The sequence below is a fragment of the Pseudomonas sp. DF11 genome, from assembly GCF_058148565.1.
Window position 1 is genome coordinate 806,997 of sequence record NZ_JBYVYN010000001.1, and the last position, 22,846, is coordinate 829,842.

The 22,846-nt window shown below is 65.6% G+C and carries 5 protein-coding genes; all 5 read left to right on the forward strand.

The window, feature by feature from the left end; translation table 11 throughout:
• Positions 1–92: 92 nt before the first annotated feature.
• Positions 93–1,070 (forward strand): TauD/TfdA family dioxygenase, encoded by a 978-nt coding sequence (locus tag AC30D9_RS03415; RefSeq protein WP_307571944.1) that lies wholly within the window; start codon positions 93–95, stop codon positions 1,068–1,070.
• 7 nt (positions 1,071–1,077) lie between these two features.
• On the forward strand, positions 1,078–4,506 hold the full coding sequence (locus tag AC30D9_RS03420) for a condensation domain-containing protein (protein ID WP_307571943.1): 3,429 nt from the start codon (positions 1,078–1,080) through the stop codon (positions 4,504–4,506).
• 17 nt (positions 4,507–4,523) lie between these two features.
• Positions 4,524–5,570, forward strand: coding sequence for a TauD/TfdA family dioxygenase (locus AC30D9_RS03425; protein WP_307571942.1), 1,047 nt, complete (start codon positions 4,524–4,526; stop codon positions 5,568–5,570).
• A gap of 111 nt (positions 5,571–5,681) precedes the next feature.
• Entirely contained in the window at positions 5,682–8,744 is a 3,063-nt protein-coding gene (locus AC30D9_RS03430; protein ID WP_307571941.1) for a non-ribosomal peptide synthetase, read from the forward strand.
• A 58-nt stretch (positions 8,745–8,802) separates the two neighbouring features.
• Positions 8,803–22,761, forward strand: a complete 13,959-nt coding sequence (locus AC30D9_RS03435; protein WP_490143427.1) for a non-ribosomal peptide synthase/polyketide synthase — start codon at positions 8,803–8,805, stop codon at positions 22,759–22,761.
• Positions 22,762–22,846: the final 85 nt, after the last annotated feature.

A 22,846-nucleotide genomic window follows, 5' to 3' on the forward strand; every position in this document is an offset into this window, starting at 1 on the left:
AATACATTACAGACGAGTCCTACACACCCGACCGCTGCCCTGCTTTCAAGGTCCTGTGACTGGTCGACGAAGACAAAAGAGGATGCACAAGGATGACCTCAATCGAACACCTGAACGGGCGTTCCGAGCTTTTTTCAATGGCGCCCACGGATGCAAGCGCGCAGTTGTTACCCGTGCTGGTACAGGCGGCACCGGGACAGTCGATCCACGATCTGGACGCCTCGATCCGCGACAGCCTGGCCCATGCCCTGACCACGGTCGGCGGCGTGTTGTTCCGCGGCTTCACCGTCGCCACGCCCATCGATTTCAAGCGCTTCGCTGCCAGCTTCGGTGCACCGCTGGCCAGTTACGAATTCGGCTCCACGCCGCGCAGCAAAGTCTTCGCCGGGATCTACAGCTCCACTGAGTACCCGGCCCATCAATTCATCCCGTTGCACAACGAGCAGGCCTACACCCGTCCCTGGCCTTCGCGCATCTGGTTCCACTGCATCAAGGCCAGCGAAACCGGTGGCGAGACCCCGATTGCCGACAGCCGCCTGATCTACCAGCGCATGCCTGCCGAGATTCGCGAGCTGTTCGCCAGCCGCGAGTTGCTCTACGTGCGCAACTACAGCGGCGCCCTGGACCTGCCCTGGGAGAAAGTCTTCAACACCCAGGACCGTGCCCAGGTCGAACGCTATTGTCAGGACAACGACATCGAGTGGGAATGGAAAGCCGATGGCGACCTGCGCACCCGCCAGCGTTGCGCCGCCGTGCAGCAGCATCCCGAGACCGGTGAATGGGTCTGGTTCAACCAGGCGCACCTGTTCCACGTCTCGGCCATCGAACCGAGCGTACGCGCCAGCCTGCTGGCTGCGGTGGGTGAAGAGAACCTGCCGCGCCATGTCTATTTCGGCGACGGTTCGCCGATTGCCGACGACATGCTCGATACCGTGCGCGAGGTCTACCGCGAGACTGCCATCAGTTTTCCCTGGCAGCCCGGCGATGTCCTGATGCTCGACAACCGACTGGTGGCACACGGTCGCAATCCTTTCACCGGTGACCGCAAAGTCATCGTGGCCATGGCGTGAATTGCACATGTTTTCATTCGAACATTGGATCGACGTGCTGGAAGCCAACGCCCAGCACTTCCCTCAGCGTGCCGCCCTGCATTTCCTGCCGGACGGCGTAGAGATCGGCGAAACCCTGACCTTTGCCCAACTGCACGAGCAATCCCGATCCCTGGCCGCCGCGCTGCAAGCGCGTTATGCAGCGGGCGACCGGGTGTTGCTGATGCTGCCCAGCAGCCTCGACTACGCCCGCGCCTTCTGTGCCTGCCTGTATGCCGGCTTGATTGCCGTGCCGTTGTTTCCGCCGCCGTCGCGCAAACCGCGCCACCTCGACCGCGTCCGGAACGTGGTGGTGGATGCCGAGCCGGCGTTGATTCTCGCACCGGCGGACTATTGCGAAGGCTTGCTGGAACTGGTGGAGGGTCGCGTCGAGGTGCTGACCGTCCAGGACCTGGGCACACCACCGGCCAGCCAGTGGCAACGCCCGGCCATCGATGGTTCGACCGTGGCCTTCCTGCAATACACCTCGGGCTCTACCGGCTCGCCCAAAGGCGTCGAGGTGCGTCAGCGCAACCTGATCGCCAACGTCGAGCTGATGCGCCAGGCGTACGGTTTCGACGAACACGGCGCCATGGTCAACTGGCTGCCGCTGTACCACGACATGGGTCTGATCGGCGGGATGCTGGCCCCGCTCTACAGCGGCATGCCCTGCTATCTGATGGCGTCCCAGACGTTCGTCAATGCGCCGTCGACCTGGTTGCAGGCGCTGAGTCGCTACCGCGCCACCGCCAGTTTCGCCCCCAACTTCGCCTATGCCCTGTGCAACCGCGTGGTCAGCGATAGCCTGATCGCACAGCTCGACCTGAGCGCCTGGAAACACGCCATCAACGGCGCCGAACCGATCCACCCAGGCACCCTGGAAGCCTTCGCCCAGCGTTTTGCCGCATGCGGCCTGAACCCGTTGGCCATCAGCCCCGGTTACGGCCAGGCCGAAGCCACCCTGTGCGTCAGCGCCACACCGGCCGACGCGCTGCCGGTGGTGCTGCGCCTGGACAAAGCCGTGCTGGAGACCGGCCGCGTGGCCCTGGCGGCCGCCGATGCCGCCGCCGTGGAGTTCGTCGCCTGCGGTTACCCGCAAGCCTTGCACAGCATCGCCATCGTCGACCCGCAAACCTTTGAGCGCTGCGCTGACGATCGCATTGGCGAAGTCTGGCTCAAGGGCCCGAGCAACGCCGAATCCTATTGGAAGAACCCTGCGGCCACTCGCGAAGCCTTTGAAGCACGGATCGTCGGCTCATCGGAGCATTACCTGCGCTCCGGCGACCTGGGTTTCATGCACGAAGGCCAGGTGGTGATCTGCGGGCGGCTCAAGGACCTGCTGATTCTCAATGGTCGCAACCTCTACCCCCACGACATCGAATTCGCCATTACCGACGCCGAGCCGGGCATCCGTACCGGGCGCATCGCCGCCTTCTCGGAAATGGACCCGGCACTGGGCCGCGAGAAACTGGTGATCATCGCCGAGCCGCAACGCAAGTTCGTCGACCCGGCCCATCACCCGGCGCTGTTCGCGTCGATGCAAAACGCCGTGCGCGAAGCCGCCGACTGTGGCATCGACCAGATTGTGCTGGTGCAAGCCGGCACCATCCCGATGACCACCAGCGGCAAGATCGCCCGTCAAGGCGCGCGCAAACAGTTGGCCGCGGGCACCCTGAGCATCATTGCCCAGAGCGCTGGCGCTCTCGCCGACAATAACGAGGCCGTCGACCTTGACCAGCTCAAGCGCCTGGTGACCGAAGCATCGCACCTCGCCCCGGCGGCGTGCCGTCAGTGGCTGGAACAGACGCTGCGCGAGGTCAATCCGTACTTCTCGGTGAACCTCGAACTCAGCCTGGTCGGCCAGGGCCTGGACTCCATCGGCCTGGTCGACTTCGCCGCTCGCTTGCACCGGGACCTGGGCTGGAACCTCGATACCCAGGATCTGTTCGGCGAACGAACCCTTGGGCAATGGGCGCAGGCCTTGCAGGATTTCCTGGGACAGGCGTCGCCAACCTCCGAGGCCTCGAGCGAGCGCCTCGACACCCAGCAGAGTCGCCAGTCTTTCGCCCAGAGTCGCTTGTGGTTCCTGCGTCAATTGAACCCGGACGACACCCAGCACAACCTGGTGCTGCACCTGCATCTGCAAGGGCCATTGGACATCGAGACTCTGGCACTGCGCCTGAACACCCTGGTCGAGCGCCACAGTGTCTTGCGCACCGTCTACCGCGACGGTGTCGAAGGCCCGCAACAACGGGTGCTGCCGGCTTCGGCGGTCCCGCTGGCGCACCATGACTTGCGTGACCAGAGTGAGGCGCAGCAACGGCAGGCACTGCGCGACCACCTGGCCAACGAACACGCCACACCTGTGGACCTGGACGCCGGCCCCGTGCTGCGGGCGCAGTTGCTCAGCCACGATGACCAGCACCATGACCTGCTGCTGACCCTGCACCACATCGCTTTCGACGGGCGCTCGGCGCAAGTGCTGCTGGCGGAACTGGCCGGTTCGGCAGATGCCTCGTCGCCGGTGCAATACCTCGACTTCGCCCAATGGGAAGCCCGGCACTGGAGCGAACAGCGGATCGCCGCCGAACAGGATTTCTGGCGCGCGCACCTGGCCGACATGCCGCAGTCGCTGGACCTGGGTGGCAACGGCAAGACCCAAGGCCAGCACAGCCTGGACTTCAGCGTGCCCCAGGGCAGTTGCGAACGACTGACGACGCTGGCCCGCGAGCAAGGCATGACCTTGTTCATGCTGTTGCTGGCCAGCTACCAACTGGTGCTCAAGCAACTGGGCGGCCAGCCGCAGTTCCTGCTGGGCACCGATGTCAGCGGCCGGCCGCTGGCCGAGCACAACGACGTCATCGGCTTCTTCGTCAACCAGTTGACCCTGCGCTGCGACCTGCGCGGTGAACCGACCCTGGCCGGTTTCCTTGGACAGGTTCGCGATGAAGCGCGCCTGGCCTACGCCCACCAAGGCCTGCCCTTCGACCTGGTGGTCTCGGCCCTGGCGCCGCAGCGCCGTCCCGGTCACTCGCCGCTGTTCCAGGTCAAGCTCAACTACCAGCCGTCGCGGGTGGCCCCGACCACCATCGCCGGCGCGCACTTGTCCGCGCTGGACGTGGCACAGGCACCAGGGGATTTCCACCTGGTGCTCGACCTGGTGCACGGCAGCGAAGGCCTCGCCGCGACCCTCAAGTATCGCGGCGAATACTTCGACCAGGACCGTGCCTTGCGCCTGCAACACCTGTGGACGTGCCTGCTGGAACAGCTACACGGCCTGCTGGACGAGCCATTGCCGGCGTTGGCCGAACGCATCGACAACTGGGACCAGGCCTTCGCCCGCCAGCGGCAACAGTCCCAGGCACTGGCCGGTCGCAGCCAGCTGATGCAAGCCAAACGTCGCTCCTTGTCCCTTTAACCGAGTCGGATGCCGTTATGTCTATCGTGCCCCCATCGCCACGCGCCCTCGGCGCCGTGCGTCGCAAAGCCATGAACGTCTCGGAACAACAGTTGGTGACCGAGCGCCTGCTCAGCCCGGACCACGCCCTGCCCCTGGTGATCGAGCCGGCGGTCAGTGGCGTCGACCTGGTTGCCTGGGCCGCCCGGGAACGCCAGTCGCTGGAAAAGAAACTGCTGGAGTACGGCGCCCTGCTGTTTCGCGGCTTCAACGTCGCGTCCGTCGAACAGTTCGACCAGGTGATCGCCGCCCTCTCCCCCGGCGCCCTGGAATACATGTTCCGCGCCTCGCCCCGGACACGGGTCGGCGGCAACATCTACACCTCGACCGACTACCCGGCCGACCAGATGATTTTCCCCCACAACGAACACTCCTATTCGCCACGCTTCCCGCTGCGGCTGTTCTTCTACTGCCAACTGCCGTCCGAGACCGGTGGTGAAACACCGATTGGTTCGACCCGCGCCGTGAAGGCCAGGATCAGCCCGCTGATCGAAGCGCGGTTCCGGGAAAAAGGCGTGTTGTACGTTCGCAACTACGGCGACGGTTTCGGCCTGCCGTGGCAGACCGTGTTCCAGTCCGAAGACCGCCGCGAAGTGGAGGCCTACTGCGCCAGCGTCGGCATCGAAGTGGAATGGAAAGACAACAATCGCCTGCGCACCCGCCAGCGTGGGCCGGCCGTGGTGCGCCACCCGCGTACTGGCGAAGAGGTCTGGTTCAACCACGCGACGTTCTTCCATATCAGCACCCTGCCCGAACGCATCCGCGACTCGCTGCAAAGCAACTTCAACGACCTCGACCTGCCTACCAACACCTTTTATGGCGATGGCGAACCGATCGAGCCGCACGTACTGCAATCGCTGCGTGCGGCCTACCTCGACTCGCTGGTGCGCTTCAGTTGGCAACAGGGGGACGTGTTGTTCATCGACAACATGCTCGCCGTGCACGGTCGCGAACCCTTTACCGGCAAGCGCGCCATCATGACCGGCATGGCTGAAGCCCTGCTGTCGAGCGACGTTGCCGTCTGACATTCAACGGGTCCACCCGCCGTTCGCAGGAGGCTTGCCTGACGCGTGTCCAGCAAGCCCCGACGTCTGTGCGGTGATCCAGGCTCAAGCCCTTTTCCAGTCGAGATGAACATGAGCGGACTTCAAGGTTTTCGTATTTCACCGCAACAGGCATCGGTTTACCCCCACATCAACGGCGCGGCGGAGCACCCGTTCAGCTGTCATTTGCAATGGTCGCTGTCGCAACCGCTGGACGTCGACGCATTGAACAACCGCTTGCAAGCCTTGGTGGCCGGCAGCGAAATCCTGCGCACGCGACTGATGCCCGTGCTCGGCCTGCGCGACCCGGTGCAGGTGATTGACGAAGCCGGCTCACTGGCGGTGAACCTGCAGGACCTGCGCCAGCACAGCCGCGCCGACCAGGACGCCGCGCTGACACGGCTCGCCGACCAGCCCCGTGACTGGACAACTCCACTGTACGTAACCCTGGCGCGCCTGTCCGACGAGCAAGCGGTCCTGGACCTGGCGGCGGCCAGCAGCCACTTCGACCTCGCCAGCCTGAAATGGCTGGCCGGTGCACTGCTGCAGGACACTCCCACGGACCTGTCCGAAACCCTGCAGTACGCCGATTACGCCGAATGGCGCTGGAGCCTGGTCGAGGAGGCGCCGGACCATCCGGGCGTGAGTTTCTGGAAACCTTCGGGCGAAACCGAAGCGGCCACCTTGCAGCTTCCGCTCGAATCGGCCCTCGATGGCGGATTTGCCCCCGCCCGACTGGACCTGAGCCTGCCGACCAACCTCGCCCGTCACCCGGCCCTGGCCCCGGACCTGCTGCTGGCGGCATGGGCAGCGGTGCTGGGCCGACTGGCCGGCCAGCAACAGGTGCCGCTCGCCCTGATCCATGAAAGTCGCGGTGCGGAACTGGCGGATACCCTGGGCCTGTTCGAGCAGTGCCTGCCCGTGAACATCGAACTGGATGCCCAGGCGACCCCGCTGGAGCAGAGCACGCAAGTGGCCGCCACCCTGGAACGGGCAGTCGGCTGGCAAGACTATTACACCGGCCACCTCAACGCCGGCTATGCCTTTGCCTGGCGTCCGGGCGATGCCCGAGAACGTCATGCCAGCGCGGTGATGAACCCGTTGAAGGCGTGCCTGAACGTGCGCCAGTTGCCCGACAGCCTGCACGCGCAGCTGGTCTACGATCGCCATGTCCTCAGTGCCGACGCGGCGGGTTGCCTCGCCGAGCAATGGCTGCAACTGCTGCAAGGCGCCCTGGCTGAACCGCAACGGGCCTGGGCTCAACTGCCCCTGGGTGGAGCGCTGCAATCGCAGTTGATCGGCACCAACGCGAACGTGCCTTCCATCGAACCGCTGACACTGGTGGAGTTGATTGCCCGTCAGGTTCGCCAACAGCCGGACGCCATCGCTCTCAGCGACAAGGACGGCGACCTGAGCTACAGCCGCCTCGACGCCTGCGCCACGCAACTGGCCCATCGCCTGGTCGCTGCCGGCATCGGCCCCGGAGTGCCCGTCGGCATCCTGTTCGCCCGCAGCAACGCGGCCATTGTCGCCATGCTCGCCGTCTTGAAAGCCGGTGGCGCCTACGTGCCAATCGACCCGACCTACCCGGCCGACCGCCGCGCCTACATGCTCGCCGACAGCGCCATTGCCCATATCGTGGTCAGCGCCGAACTGGCCGACAGCGTGCCGGCCAGCCTGCAACGCTTCGTGCTGGATGACCTGGCGACGCCGGACCTTGGCGATTTGCCAACACTGCCGTTGCCAGACGCGAACGACCTCGCCTACTTGATCTACACCTCCGGCTCCACCGGCGCGCCAAAAGCCGTGGAAATCAGTCACGGCGCCCTGAGCTTCTCGACCCAAGTGCGCATGGCCGCCTATGCGACGCCGGTGCGCGCCTACCTGCTGCTGTCGTCGTTTGCCTTCGACAGTTCGGTCGCCGGGATTTTCTGGACCCTGGCCCAAGGCGGACGCCTGGTATTGCCCGCCCCGGGTGAAGAGCTGGAGATGTCTCGCCTGGCCCAGTTGATTACCCAGCATCAGGTCAGCCACGGCCTGTCGCTGCCGTCGCTCTACCAGGCCCTGCTCGATCAGTTGCAACGCAGTGGCGGAGCCGACAGCCTCGCCTGCTGGATCGTCGCCGGAGAAGCCTGTCCGCCGTCGCTGATCGCGCAACACAGCAAGGCCCTGCCCCACGCCCGGCTGGTGAACGAATATGGCCCCACTGAAGCCACCGTCTGGGCCACCTATGAGGTGTTGGAGCCCAACCGGAACGTCAGCATCGGCCGTCCGATCGCCGGCATGGACCTGCGCCTGCTGAACGAATTCGATACCGCCTGCGGCATCGGCGAGCCGGGGGAAATCGTCCTCGCCGGCCCGACCCTGGCCCGCGGCTACCGCAACAAGCCCGAAGAAACCGCCAAGGCTTTCGTCACCCTGGCCGACGGCACCCGTGCCTACCGCACCGGCGACCTGGCGTGCTGGCTGGCCGACGGACGCCTGGCGTTCCTCGGACGCAAGGACCATCAGGTCAAGGTCCGCGGCTACCGCATCGAGCTGGGCGAAATCGAACGCCAGTTGTGCAGCCACAGCGACGTGCGCGAAGCCGCGGTGATCGTCCAGGAACAGGCCGCCGGCAAGCGCCTGCTCGCCTACATCCTGGCCGCTCATGGCTACGCACCGGACTCCGAGGCGATCAAGCGTTTCCTCGGCGAACGCCTGCCGTCGTACATGGTGCCGGCCCTGGTGCTGACCCTGGCGAGCTTTCCGCGCACGCCCAACGGCAAGCTCGACACTCGCCAGTTGCCCGACCCGGACCAGTTCGACGAAAGCGCCCATGTGGCGCCACGCAATGCCATGGAGACCACCCTGCAAGCCATCGTCGCCAAGGTCTTGAAGCTCTCGACCGTGAGTGTCACCGACAACTTTTTCGCCATCGGCGGCGACTCGATCCTGAGCCTGCAAGTGGTGGCCCAGGCCCATGAGCAAGGCATCGCGCTCTCGGCCAAGCAAGTCTTCGAGCGCCAGACCATCGCGGCCATGGCCGAGGTCGCGCAACCGCTGGCCCCGAGCGCCGCCGAGCCGCAGGCCGACAGCACCGAGTTCAGCGCCTCGGGCCTGTCCGATGACGAAATGCAAGCGTTGCTGGCCGAACTGGACGAGGCCGACCTGTGAACGGCTCCTCCCGTCGCCATGCCATCACCGCTGCCCCTTTTTACGCAGGACGCTTTCAATGACCACCGAAAAAACCGCCGGTAACCCGATCGAAGACATTTATCCGCTATCGCCGCTGCAACAAGGGATGCTGTTCCACTCCTTGCTGCACGAAGACTCCGGCGTGTACCTGATGCAGGATCGCTACCGCATCGGCGGGGCCATCGATGAAGGGGCGTTCCTCGAATCGTGGCGCCAGGTGGTGGCGCTGCACCCTTCCCTGCGTGCCAGTTTCCAATGGAAAAGCCAGAAACAACCGGTGCAGGTGATCCATCGCCAGGTCAAGGTGCCGCTGGACACCCTCGACCTGCGTGGGCTCGCCCCCCATGAGCAGGAAGCGCGAATCCGCACGCTGCTGGAAGACGAGCAAAAAGTCGGTTTCAACCTGTCGAAACCACCACTGATTCGCTTCCGGCTGGTGCGCCTGGCCGATGAGTCCTACGAGTTCATTCGCAGCTTCCACCACATCCTGATGGACGCCTGGTGCATTTCCCTGGTGACCGTGGACTTCCTCAAAGTCTACGAAGCACTGTGCAACGACCGCACGCCGGAACTGAAAAGCCCTCGGCCATTTCGCGATTACATCCAGTGGCTGCAACGCCAGGACGCGGGCAAGGCCGAGCAATTCTGGCGCGGCCAGTTGCAAGGCCTCAACGCCCCCACGCCACTGACCGTGGACAACGGCGTGACCCGCGACCGCTACACCGATGCAGTGCTGGTGGACGACCAACTGATTCACCTCGACGCACAGGAAACCCAAGCGCTGGCAGCGTTCTGCCGCAGTCGCCGGATCACCCCGAACACGTTTTTCCAAGGCGTCTGGTCGTTGTTGCTGTCGCGCTACAGCGGGCAGCGGGACGTGGTCTTCGGCGTCACCGTGGCCGGGCGTCCGGCCGACCTGACCGGCGTCGCGGAAATGATCGGCCTGTTCATCAACACCTTGCCGCTGCGGGTTTCGGTGGACCCGAACGCCGCGCTCGGCAATTGGCTGGGCGACCTGCAAAAGCTCAACGTCGACATGCGCGACTTCGAGCACACACCATTGACCGACATCCAGGGCTGGAGCGATTTCCCCCGGGGCGAAACCCTGTTCGACAGCATCCTGGTATTCGAAAACGCCCCCATCGACGAACAGATTCTCGAAGGCGGTTTCCAGTTCAGCCTCGAAGGCATGGACCACAGCGTGCATACCCACTACGGCTTGACCGTGGTGATCCTGCCGGGCGAACAGCTGGGCATCCGCGTGTCCTATGACCGCGAACGTTTCGCGGCCGCCACCGTGCAGCGCCTGCTGGGCCATATCGCCAGCCTGGTGCACAGCATGCTCGCCGCCCCCGACGCGCCATTGGCCAGCTTCGAGCTGCTGGCCGCCGAGGAACGCCAGCAGTTGCTGGGCGAATGGGCGCTCAACCCCCACGCTTTCCCACTGGATCAAAGCTACGCCGAGCTGTTTGCCGCCCAGGTGGCCCAGCGCGGCGAACAGGTCGCCGCGATCTGCGCCGGTGAGTCGTTGACCTACGCCGAGCTGGACCTGCGTTCCACGCGCCTGGCCCACGCCCTGCGCGAGGCCGGCGCCGCTGAAGATCAACTGGTGGCGCTGGTCGCCCCCCGTGGCCTGGCGTTGTTGACCATGATGCTGGCGGTGTTCAAGGCCGGCGCGGCGATGCTGCCTCTTGAAGTCAATCATCCGCCCGAGCGCCTGCGGGAAATCCTCGGGCTGTCCGGCGCACCATTGCTGGTCGCCAGCGAAGCTTGCAGCGGCCTGCTCGATCAACTGCTCAGTGGCCTGGACCAGGCGCCCGAGGCGCTGTTCGCCGAAGCCTGCTGGACGTCCGGCAACGACGCGCCGCTGCCGGTGCTCGCGGGCCCGCACAGCCTGGCCTACGTACTGTTCACCTCGGGTTCGACCGGCACGCCCAAGGGCGTGATGATCGAACAGCGCGGCATGCTCAACAATATCTTCGGCAAGGTGCCGGCCCTGGGGCTCAGCGCCACCGACCGGATTCCCCAGACCGCGTCGGTGGCGTTCGACATTTCGGTGTGGCAGTTCCTCGCCGCGCCGGTGCTCGGCGCCACCGTGCACATTCTTGCGGATGAAGTCGCCCACGACCCGCAGCGCCTGTTGCAAGTGCTTGCCAGCGAGCGCCTGAACGTACTGGAAATCGTCCCGAGCCTGATGCGCACCTTGCTCGCGCTGTGCCCATGCGATTTGCAGCTGCCGGACCTGCGCTGGGTCCTGCCCACCGGTGAAGCCCTGCCGCCGACCGTGGCCCGGGACTGGTTCGCGCGCTTCCCCGACATCGCCTTGATGAACGCCTATGGGCCGGCCGAATGCGCCGACGACGTGGCCTTCCAGCCCATTTTCGAAGCACCGGGGGCCGAGGTCAGCCACATGCCCATCGGCCAGCCGACCGCCAACAACCGCCTGTATGTGCTGGACGAATCCCTGCGCCCGCTGCCGGTCGGCGTGGCCGGGGAGATCTGCGTCGGTGGCGTCGGCGTCGGCCGCGGCTACCTGCATGACCCGCAACGCACCGCCGAGGCCTTTATCGACCATCCTCAGCTCGAAGGTCGCCTGTACCGCACCGGCGACCTGGGACGCTGGCGTGCCGACGGGGTGATCGAGTACCTCGGCCGGCGCGACCAGCAGGTGAAACTGCGCGGGCACCGGATCGAACTGACGGAAATCGAACACCGTCTCGCCCAGCACCCGAACGTCCGCGAGGCCGCTGTCCTGCTGCGGGAAAACACCGTTGGCGAAGCCTGGCTGGTGGCGTACTGGTCGGCCCATGACCAGGCCCTGGGCAGCGACGGCCTGAGCGAACACCTGCGCGCCCAACTGCCGCCGTACATGGTGCCGGCAGCCTTCGTCTGCCTGGACAAACTGCCCCTGAACAATAACGGCAAGGTCGACCGCAAGGCCCTGGCCGCCCGAGAACTGGACTGGCAGGCCGACACCCAGCAAAGCATCGCCCCGCGTAACGCGCTGGAAACCAGCGTGGCGTCGATCTGGGCCGAGGTCCTGGGGCGCGACACAGTGGGCGTGGAAGACAACTTTTTCACCCTCGGCGGGCACTCGCTGCTGGCGACCCAGATCGTGGCCCGCCTGCGTACCCAGTTCAAGCTCGACCTGCCGTTGCGGGTGCTGTTCGAACAGCCGACCGTGGCCTTGCTGGCCGAAGCCATCGGTGCACGCCAGGCCGAGGCCGCCGCACCGCAAGCCTACGCGACCAGCGTGCCCAAGGCCCAGCCACGCCCGCCGCTGCTGCCGCTGTCGTTCTCACAACAACGCCTGTGGTTCATCGAGCAACTGACACCGGGCACCACCCTGTTCAACATCCCGTTCGCCCTGCATCTCAAGGGTGAACTCAATGTCGAGGCGCTGCACGCCAGCCTGAACGATCTGCTGGTGCGCCATGAAATCCTGCGCACCGGCATCCACAGCGTCGACGGTGTGCCGTGCCAGCGCATCAGCCCAGCCCTGGACATCGCGCTGCCCTTCGAAGACTTGTCGGGCCTGACCGCCACCGCCCGCGCCGGCGCGCAGTTCAATGCCTTGCAAGACACCTTCGAGCAGCCGTTCGACCTGACCTGCCCACCGCTGCTGCGTGCACGTTTGCTGCGCCTGGCGCCAGGCGAGCATGTGCTCGGTATCGCCCTGCATCACCTGGTCTCGGACGCCTGGTCGGCCACCATCGCCCTGCGCGAGCTGGCCCTGGGTTATGAAGCCCGTTGCAACGGTGCCGCCGCCGAACTGCCGGCCCTGCCGCTGCAATACGCCGACTTCGCCCTCTGGCAGCGCGAACACCTGCAAGGCGCCGAACTCAAGCGCCAGCTCGATTACTGGACCACCACCCTGGACCGCCGCGACAGCGACGCCAGCCCGCTGCTGGCCTTGCCCACCGACCATCCACGGCCATCGGTGCAAAGCTACCGCGCCGGGATCGTGCAGCGTGAACTCAGCGCCGACCTCAGCGCCCGGGTACAGGCCTTTGCCAGTCGTCTCGGCACCACGCCGTTCAGCGTCATGTTCGCCGGTTTTGCCGTGTTGATGCACCGTTTGAGCGGCGATGACGCGGTACTGGTCGGCACCCCGGTCACCCACCGTGAACAGCCGGGCACCGAAGGGCTGCTGGGCATCTTGCTGAACAACCTGGCGATCCGCGCCGACTTCGAACCGCAAGCCGACTTCACCGCCCTGGTCAAACAAGTGGCCGAGCGCCTGCGCAATGGCCTGTTGCATCAGGACCTGCCGTTCGAACAATTGGTGGACAGCCTGCAACTGCCACGCAGCCTCAGTCATGCGCCGCTGTACCAGGTGATGGTCGCCCAGCAACTGGCCATGGAGTCGCGGTTGCGCTTCCCCGGGCTGGAATTCGAAGCGCTGGACACGCCGCTGCGCCACTCCGAATGCGATCTGGACCTGCACGTGCTGTGCCCGGCCAATGCGCCGATCCAACTGGAGCTGATGTTCGCCCTCGACCTGTTCGTCGCCGACAGCGCCCGCCAGACCCTCGCCCGCCTGGAACATTTGCTCGAACACATGCTCGCCGAGCCACAGCGCCCGGTCGCCGCCTTGCCATTGCTGATGGACGCGGAGTGGCAACGCACCGTGGTCGAGTGGAACCGCACCGAGATGCCGGTGCCGACGCACCTGACCTTCGCCCAGTTGTTCGAACAACAGGCCGAGCGCACCCCGGAACGTGATGCCCTGTGTTTCGAAGGCCGCAGCCTGAGCTACGGCGAACTGAACCGGCGCGCCAACCAGGTGGCGCATTACCTGCGCAGCCGTGGTGTCGCTGCCAACCGCTCGGTGGCGCTGTGTGTCGAGCGCTCGCTGGAACTGCTGGTCGGCCTGCTGGGCATTCTCAAGTCCGGTGGCGCCTATGTGCCGCTGGACCCGACCTATCCGGTGGATCGCCTGGCGTACATGCTCGAAGACGCGCAACCGGCGCTGTTCCTCGGCCAGCAAGGCCTGTTGGAACAACTGGGGGCCGGACTGCCGCGCCTGCGCCTGGACAGCGACGCCGCCCTGTTCGCCAACCAACCGGACAGCAACCCGACTCCACTGGCCGGGCCGCAAGACCTGGCCTACATCATGTACACCTCCGGCTCGACCGGTAAGCCCAAGGGCACCCTGGTAACCAATGGCTCGGTGGTCAACCTGGCCTGGGCGCGTATCCATGGCTTGTATCGCCGCTACACCGACCAACCGATGCGCACCAGCTTCAATTACTCGTTCGCCTTCGACAGTTCGGTGGCCGAGCTGATCCTGTTGCTCGACGGTCACAGCCTGTACCTGACCCCGGAAGAGGTGCGCTACGACCCCGAGGCCCTCGCCGGATTCTTCCGCAACACCCGCCTGGAGGCCTTCGAGTGCACCCCGGCACAGCTCAAGGCCCTGCTCGAAAGCGACGGCGTTCGCCGTGGCGAGGTGTACCTGCCGCGCTTCGTGCTGTTCGGTGGCGATGCGGTGGACGCGCAACTGTGGCAACGCCTGCCGTCGATTACCGGCAGCCGGTTCTTCAACACCTACGGCCCGACCGAATGCACGGTGGACGCTACCGGTTGCGCGGTGGATGACTTCCCGCTGCGGCCGATCATCGGCCGCCCCATCGCCAACGTACGCACTTACGTGCTCGATGCCTTCCTCAACCCGATGCCGGTGGGCGTCCCGGGGGAGCTGCACATCGGCGGTGCCGGCGTGACCCTGGGCTACCTCAACCGCGCCGAGCAGACCGCGAAGGTGTTCATCGAAGACCCGTTCTCATCCGTGGCAGGCGCGCGGATGTACAAGTCCGGCGATCTGGTGCGCTGGTTGCCCGATGGCCAGCTCGAATACCTGGGCCGTATGGATCATCAAGTGAAGATCCGTGGCTTCCGCGTCGAGCTGGGAGAAATAGAAACCTTGATCGGCGCCCAACCGGGCGTGCGCCAGGCCGTGGTGCTGGCCCGTGAAGACGTGCCCGGCGACAAGCGCCTGGTGGCCTACGTGACGTGCGACCAGCAGGCCGACATCCATGCCTGGCGCAAAGCCATTGGCGCCGCCCTGCCCGACTACATGGTGCCCTCGGCGTTCGTGCTGCTCGATGAGCTGCCGCTGACCGACAACGGCAAACTCAACCGCAAGGCTTTGCCGGCCCCGGACATCCAAGCCGCGCCAGACGCCCTCGACCCACCTCGCAGCGCCGCCGAACAGCAACTGGCCGCCCTCTGGGCCGAGTTGCTGAACCTGCCGTCGGCGCAAATCGGCCGTGACAGCCATTTCTTCTACCTCGGCGGCCACTCGCTGCTGGCGGCCACGCTGTTTGCCCGCCTGCGCCAACAGTTCGCCAGCGTGCCGCCGTTGCGAGCAGTGTTCGAACACCCGACCCTCGAAGCCCTGGCCGCGCTGCTGGGTGATCCGCTGCAATCCCCGGCGGCAACCTTCGTCCCGGCGGCACGTCCGGCGCGCCTGCCGCTGTCGTTCGAACAGCAACGCTTGTGGTTCCTCGAACAACTGAGCACTGGCGGTGGCGAGTACAACGTGGTCAGCGCCGTGCAGTTGGACGGCGAACTCAATGTCCAGGCCCTGCAAACGGCCCTGAGCAATGTGGTCCAACGCCACGAAATCCTGCGCAGCCGCATCGTGCGCGATACCGACGGCGAGTTGCGCTTGGTGGTCGAACCGCAGGTCGATGTCACTCTGCGAGTTACAGTGTTGGAGGCGAGCAGCGACGCGCAGTGGCAGCAACTGACCGACACGGCGATCCGCGCGGAAACCGGCCGTCGCTTCGACCTCGCCGCCGACGTACCCGTCCGTGCCACGTTGCTGCAACGCCGCGACGGCACCCAGTCGCTGTTGTTGCTCAGCGTGCACCACTGCGCTATCGATGACGCCTCCAGCCAGAACCTGCTGGATGAACTGCGACAGTTCTACACCGCCCAGTGCCAGGGCACCCCGGCGACAGTGCCAGAGCTGGCGCTGCAATACCCCGATTACGCCCTCTGGCAGCGCGAACCCGGCCAGCAGACAGCGTTCAGCGCTCAACTGGAATACTGGCGCGACCAGCTGGAAGACGGCGACTACCTGCTGGACCTGCCGACCGAACAGGGCCGTCCAAACCAGCTCGCCCCAGCGGCGGGCGCGGTGCAATTGCAGTTGCCGCCAGAGCTGGTGGAACGCCTGCGGCAGTTCGCCCAGCAACGCGGTGCCACCCTGTACATGCTCATGCTCGGTGCGGCGCAATTGCTCTTGGGACGCTACGCCAACCAGCGCGACGTGCGAATCGGCAGCCCGGTGGCCCAGCGGCCATTCGCCGAGCTGCAACCGCTGATCGGCTGCTTCGTCAACACCGTGGTCATGCGTGCCGACCTCGATCCGACGCTGGATTTCGAAGGATTGCTAGGCCAGGTGCGCAACCGTGTGCTGGATGCCCAGCAGCATCAGGATGTGCCGTTCGACCAGGTCGTGGAACACCTGAAACCTTCGCGCAGCCTCGGCCAGACGCCGCTGTTCCAAGTGCTATTCGCCATGCAGAACGCCGATTCGTCGAGCCAGCCGTGGCCGCAGTTGCAGGTCAGCGAACGGGCGGTGACCGCCCAGGCCACCAAGTACGACCTGAACTGGGAAGTGCACGACGGCGAAGTGCTGTCGGTGTTGCTGGAATACCGCGCCGCGCTGTTCAGCGAAACCACGGCCCGGCGTTGGCTGGAACAATGGCAACAACTGCTGGAAACCATGCTCGATGCGCCACAGACCCGCCTCGGGGATTGGACACCGCTGCCGGCGGCCGAGCGTCACCGTCAACTGATCGAGTGGAACGCCACCGAACGTCACTACAGCGGCCCGACCAACCTGCACACTGCCCTGAGCCAACAGGCAGCCCTGAGCCCCAACGCTCCGGCACTCGTGTTCGAAGGCCAGCGCCTGAGCTATGCCGAGCTGGACCAGCGGGCGCACACCGTCGCCCGAGCCTTGCGCGCAGCCGGCGTGGGCACCGACAGCATCGTGCCGGTGTGCATGGAACGTTCCGTGGAGATGGTCGTGGCCTTGCTCGGCATCGTCCATGCCGGCGCCGCCTGGCTGCCGCTGGATCCGGAACTGCCTGCCGCGCGCCTGGCGTTCCTGATCGAAGACGCCGATGCCAAGGTCACCTTGACCCAGGCACAGTGGTTGTCGCGCCTGCCCGTTGGGCATCAAGCCTGGACACTGGATGCGTTGCCGAACGCTGAAGTTGGAGAACCGATCAGCGTCGAGGCTAACGACCTGGCCTACGTGCTCTACACCTCCGGTTCCACCGGCCAACCCAAAGGCGTGATGAACGAACACGGCGCCTTGATGAACCGCCTGCACTGGATGCAGGACGCCTTCCCGATTGGCCCGAACGACCGTGTGCTGCAAAAGACCCCGTACAGCTTCGACGTGTCGGTGTGGGAGTTCTTCTGGCCGCTGATCACTGGCGCGACCCTGGTGGTCGCCCGTCCAGACGGTCATCGCGACCCGGCCTACCTCAGCCAGTTGATCCAGCAGGAGCGGGTCACCACCCTGCACTTCGTGCCGTCGATGCTCCGTGCGTTTGTCGAGGAACCGAGCCTGGTCGACTGCCACAGCCTGCGCCAGGTGTTCGCCAGTGGCGAAGCCTTGCCGGTGGACCTGGTGCGGCGCTTCATGGGCCAACACCCGGCGGCCCTGATCAACCTGTACGGCCCGACCGAAGCAGCCATCGACGTCTCGGTCTGGCGTTGCTCGGCCGACGACGTGATCGTGCCGATCGGCAAGCCCATCGCCAACCTGCGCCTGTACATCCTCGACGAGGCCCTGCAACCGCTGCCGATTGGCAGCATCGGCGAGCTGTACATCGGCGGCGTCGGCGTGGCCCGGGGTTATCTGAAACGTCCGGACCTGACCGAAGAACGCTTCCTCGCCAGCCCGTTCGTGGCCGGTGACCGCCTGTACCGCACTGGCGACCGTTGCCGCTTCCTGGCCGATGGCAACATCGAGTACCTGGGGCGCCTCGACCATCAAGTCAAGTTGCGTGGACAACGCATCGAGCTGGGGGAAATCGACGCTGCGCTGCTGGCCCAGGCCGGTGTGCGCGACGCCGCCACCTTGTTGCTCGACCAGCGCCTGGTAAGTTTCTGGTGCGGTGACGCCGATGAAGCGACCTTGCGTGCCGACTTGAGTGACAGCCTGCCCGCGCACATGCAACCAAGCCTGTTCGTGCAGCTCGAGCGCCTGCCGCTCAACAGCAACGGCAAGCTCGACCGCAAGGCACTGGCCGCCACGCCGCTGCCCCAGAGCCAAAGCGACCAGCCGCGCACCGCGCCGCGCAATGTCACTGAAACCGTGCTCTGCGAACTGTTCAGCGAAGTACTGGACTGTTCGCAAGTCGGCATCGAGGACAATTTTTTCCAACTCGGCGGCCATTCCTTGCTGGCTACCCGCCTGGTCAGTCGGGTCCGTGAACGTCTTGGGGTTTCCCTGCCCTTGCCGCTGGTGTTCGCCCAACCGACGGTAGCGGCCCTGGCCGAGCATCTGCGCACGGCCATGCCCGGTGAATCGATCAGCGCACAACCGCGCCCGGCGCAATTGCCCCTGGGTCTGGCCCAGCACCGGTTCTGGATGCTCAGCCGCCTGGTGCCGGAATCCCGCGAGTACCACATGCCATTCGCCCTGACCTTGCGCGGCGAGCTGCAGGTCCAGGTCTTGCGCGACGCCTTTGAACAGGTCAGCCAACGCCACCTGGTGCTGCGCAGCCGGATTGTCGAAGTCGACGGCGAGCCGCAACTGCTGATCGACTATCATGCTCCGGCGCTCGCGGTCACTTGCGTCGCAACCCAGGACTGGGCAACGACCTGCGCCAAGGCTCAGGACGAACTGATGACACCGTTCGACCTGGCCGCCGCCGCGCCTTGGCGTGCACACTTGCTGCAACGCCAGGGCAGCGACGAAAACCTGTTGTTGGTGTGCCTGCATCACAGCGCCACCGACGGCTGGGCCATGCAGTTGCTCATCGATGAACTGACCCAGGCCTACGCCGCCGGCCTCAACGGGCAATCGCCCGCCTGGACGCCGCTGGAGATCGACTACGTCGATTTCGCCCTCTGGCAACAGCACCCGGACACCCAGGCCCGGCGCAGTGACAGCCTGGACTATTGGAAAAACCACCTGGGCCAGGACGACTACCAGCTCGACCTGCCCCTCGATCATCCACGCGGCGCCGAAGCGGACCGACGCGCCCGGCAACTGACCGTTCGCCTCGGCACCCCGCGCGCCGAAGCCATCCGGCAGTTCGCCCGTCAGCGCGGCACGACCAGCTATGTGGTGCTGGCAACCGCCTTGAGCGCGCTGCTGGCCCGCTACAGCGGCCAGCGGGAAATCCGCCTCGGCACCCCGGCGGACCAACGTGACCATGCGCAAACCCAGACGTTGCTGGCCTGCCTGGTCAACACCCTGGTGATTCGCAGCGAGGTAGACCAACGGGCCCCGGCCGAGCGATTGCTCGCCAGCCTCGAGGCCGATCTGCGCGCCGCCCAGGCCCACGCCGATCTACCCTTCGCCACCCTGGTCGGCGCCGTCGCGCAAAACCGCGACCTGAACCGTACGCCCCTGTTCCAGGTGCTGTTCTCCCTCAACTATGGCCGCGTCGACAGCAGCCAATGGCCGGGGCTGAACGTCAAAGAACAGATGCTGCCGGTGATCGACGCCAAGTTCGAACAAAGCTGGGAAGTCCAGGACGACGGCAGCGACATGACCCTGGCGCTGGAGTACCAATCGGCGCTGTTCGACGAAACGACGATGCAACGCTGGAGCGCACAGTGGTGCGCGCTGCTCGACGCCCTGGTAGCGGCACCGGAGCGCACCCTGGTCGAACTGTTCCCGCAGCAGCAGGACCAACAGCAACTGGATCGCTGGAATGCCACTGAACGTCACTACAGCGGCCCGACCAACCTGCACACCGCCCTGAGCCAACAGGCCGCACTGAGCCCCAACGCCCCGGCACTGGTGTTCGAAGGCCAGCGCCTGAGTTATGCCGAGCTGGACCAGCGGGCGCACATCGTCGCCCGAGCCCTGCGCGCAGCCGGCGTGGGCACCGACAGCATCGTGCCGGTGTGCATGGAACGTTCCGTGGAGATGGTCGTGGCCTTGCTCGGCATCGTCCATGCCGGCGCCGCCTGGCTGCCGCTGGATCCGGAACTGCCTGCCGCGCGCCTGGCGTTCCTGATCGAAGACGCCGATGCCAAGGTCACCTTGACCCAGGCACAGTGGCTGTCGCGCCTGCCCGTTGGGCATCAAGCCTGGACGCTGGATGCGTTGCCGAACGCTGAAGTTGGAGAACCGATCAGCGTCGAGGCTAACGACCTGGCCTATGTGCTCTACACTTCCGGTTCTACCGGTCAGCCCAAAGGCGTGATGAACGAACACGGTGCCTTGATGAACCGCCTGCACTGGATGCAGGACGCCTTCCCGATTGGCCCGAACGACCGTGTGCTGCAAAAGACCCCGTACAGCTTCGACGTGTCGGTGTGGGAGTTCTTCTGGCCGCTGATCACTGGTGCGACCCTGGTGGTCGCCCGTCCGGACGGGCATCGCGACCCGGCCTACCTCAGCCAGTTGATCCAGCAGGAACGGGTCACCACCCTGCACTTCGTGCCGTCGATGCTCCGTGCCTTTGTCGAGGAACCGAGCCTGGTCAATTGCCACAGTCTGCGCCAGGTCTTCGCCAGTGGCGAAGCCTTGCCAGTGGACCTGGTGCGGCGCTTCATGGGCCAACACCCGGCAGCCCTGGTCAACCTGTACGGCCCGACCGAAGCAGCCATCGACGTCTCGGTCTGGCGTTGCTCGGCCGACGACGTGATCGTGCCGATCGGCAAGCCCATCGCCAACCTGCGCCTGTACATCCTCGACGAGGCCCTGCAACCGCTGCCGATTGGCAGCATCGGCGAGCTGTACATCGGCGGCGTCGGCGTGGCCCGGGGTTATCTGAAACGTCCGGACCTGACCGAAGAACGCTTCCTCGCCAGCCCGTTCGTGGCCGGTGACCGCCTGTACCGCACTGGCGACCGTTGCCGCTTCCTGGCCGATGGCAACATCGAGTATCTGGGGCGCCTCGACCATCAAGTCAAGTTGCGTGGACAACGCATCGAGCTGGGGGAAATCGACGCTGCGCTGCTGAACCTGCCGGCCATCACCGGTGCCTGCACCCTGGTCATCGATAATCGCCTGGTGGCGTTCTACAGCAGTAGCACCGCGCAGTCGGACCTCGACACCCAGCTCGCGGCCGAACTACCGGCGTACATGGTGCCAGCGGTGTGGGTGCAAGTCCCGGCCCTGCCCCTGAGCACCAATGGCAAGATCGACCGCAAGGCCTTGGCTGCCTTGCCCCTGCCGAACACCCAGAAAAACTACGCGGCACCGCGCAATGACCTGGAGCGCCTGCTCTGCCAGTTGTTCGGCGAACTGCTCGGCGAATTGCTCGACAAAAACTTGACCGGCGGCCGTGAAGTCGGGACCTCGGACAGTTTCTTCGCCTTGGGTGGTGACTCGATCCTCGGCCTGAAACTGATCTCGCGCTTGCGGGAACAGGGTTATTCACTCACCCCACGGGACCTGTTCCGTGCGCCGACCCCGGCGGCCCTGGCCCACGTGACCACGGCACTGCTGACCCAGGCCGAACAAGGCGAGGTGACCGGGCCGATGCCGCTGATGCCATTGCACCAGTGGTTCTTCGACCAGCAGCAATCTCAGGCCGCGCACTGGAACCAATCGGTACTGGCCGACAGCGACCGTCGCCTGCAACCGGCCATCGTGCAAGCCACGCTGGATCGGCTGGTGGCCCACCACGACGCCCTGCGCCTGCGCTTCACCGATGTCGACGGCCAATGGCAAGCCCACATCGCGCCGGTGGCACCGGCCCAACTGACCTGCTGCGAGCACCCGGAACAGCTGCTGCAAGTCGCGCAAAGCCTGGACCTGCAACACGGCCCGCTGTTCGCCGCGGCCCTGCTGGAAGGCACACCGCAGCGCCTGTACCTGGTGGCTCATCACCTGGTGGTCGATGCCGTGTCCTGGACGCCGCTGCTGGAAGACTTCCAGCAGCTGTACCCCGCACTGGAGCGTGGCGAAAGCCCAACGCTGCCGGCAAAAACCACGTCCTATCGGCAATGGGCCGAGCACCTGCAAGCCCATGGCGCCAAGGTCGCTGCCGAGCATCGCTACTGGAGTGCCCAGACCGGCGCGAACCCACCGCCAAAGGCCACCGTCGCCGAGCGCCAGACACTGTCGGCCCGCTGGGATGCCAGCCGCACGCACCAATGGCTGACCGAGTCCCATGCCGCATACCGCACGCAACCGGAAGAGCTGCTGATCGCCGCCCTGGCCGCGACCCTGGCCGAGGTCGAACAGCGCAGTGACATCGTGGTGGACCTGGAGCGCCACGGGCGTGACGCACCGTTTGCCGGGCTGGACGTCGGCCGCACCGTCGGCTGGTTCACCACGCTTTACCCACTGCGGGTGAATGCCAGCGGCGCCGCCGGCGATCAGGTGCGCAACGCCAAGCAAGCCTTGCGTGACGTACCCGGCCTGGGCCTGAGCTACGGTTTGCTGCGCCAGCGCGGCGAGTTGCCGGCCAGCCATGGCGATGTGCTGTTCAACTACCTGGGGCATGAGCAAACGCCAGAGGGCTGGTTGCGCGCCAGCAGCCTGACCCCGCCGGCGGACGTGGCCCCGCAGAACCGAGTGACCCATGCCCGTGAAGTGGTGGCCTGGCTGGAGGACGGCGTGTTGCGTGTCGAATGGCACAGCGTCACGCCGAATGCCGACAGCCATTTGCCCGCGCGCCTGCTGGAACGTTTGCAGGCGCTGGTCGAACACTGCCTCGACCCACAGGCCGGTGCGCTGATGCCCGCCGACTTCCCGCTGGCCAAGGCGCTGAACCAGAAATCCCTGGACAAACTGCTGGGCAAGCTCAAGACCAAACCCAATTCCCAAAGCTAGCGAGCGACGCCGCGCCCGCGCAGGTCTCGAACCTGCGCGGCGCCTCGATCGACCTCACTTGAGTTTTCAAGACTTTGAAATGGAC

Excerpts from the sequence above, each read along its gene's own strand:
- AC30D9_RS03430 (WP_307571941.1), top strand. The coding sequence starts at position 5,682 with ATGAGCGGACTTCAAGGTTTTCGTATTTCACCGCAACAGGCATCGGTT.
- AC30D9_RS03415 (WP_307571944.1), top strand. The coding sequence starts at position 93 with ATGACCTCAATCGAACACCTGAACGGGCGTTCCGAGCTTTTTTCAATG.
- AC30D9_RS03420 (WP_307571943.1), top strand. The coding sequence starts at position 1,078 with ATGTTTTCATTCGAACATTGGATCGACGTGCTGGAAGCCAACGCCCAG.
- AC30D9_RS03425 (WP_307571942.1), top strand. The coding sequence starts at position 4,524 with ATGTCTATCGTGCCCCCATCGCCACGCGCCCTCGGCGCCGTGCGTCGC.
- AC30D9_RS03435 (WP_490143427.1), top strand. The coding sequence starts at position 8,803 with ATGACCACCGAAAAAACCGCCGGTAACCCGATCGAAGACATTTATCCG.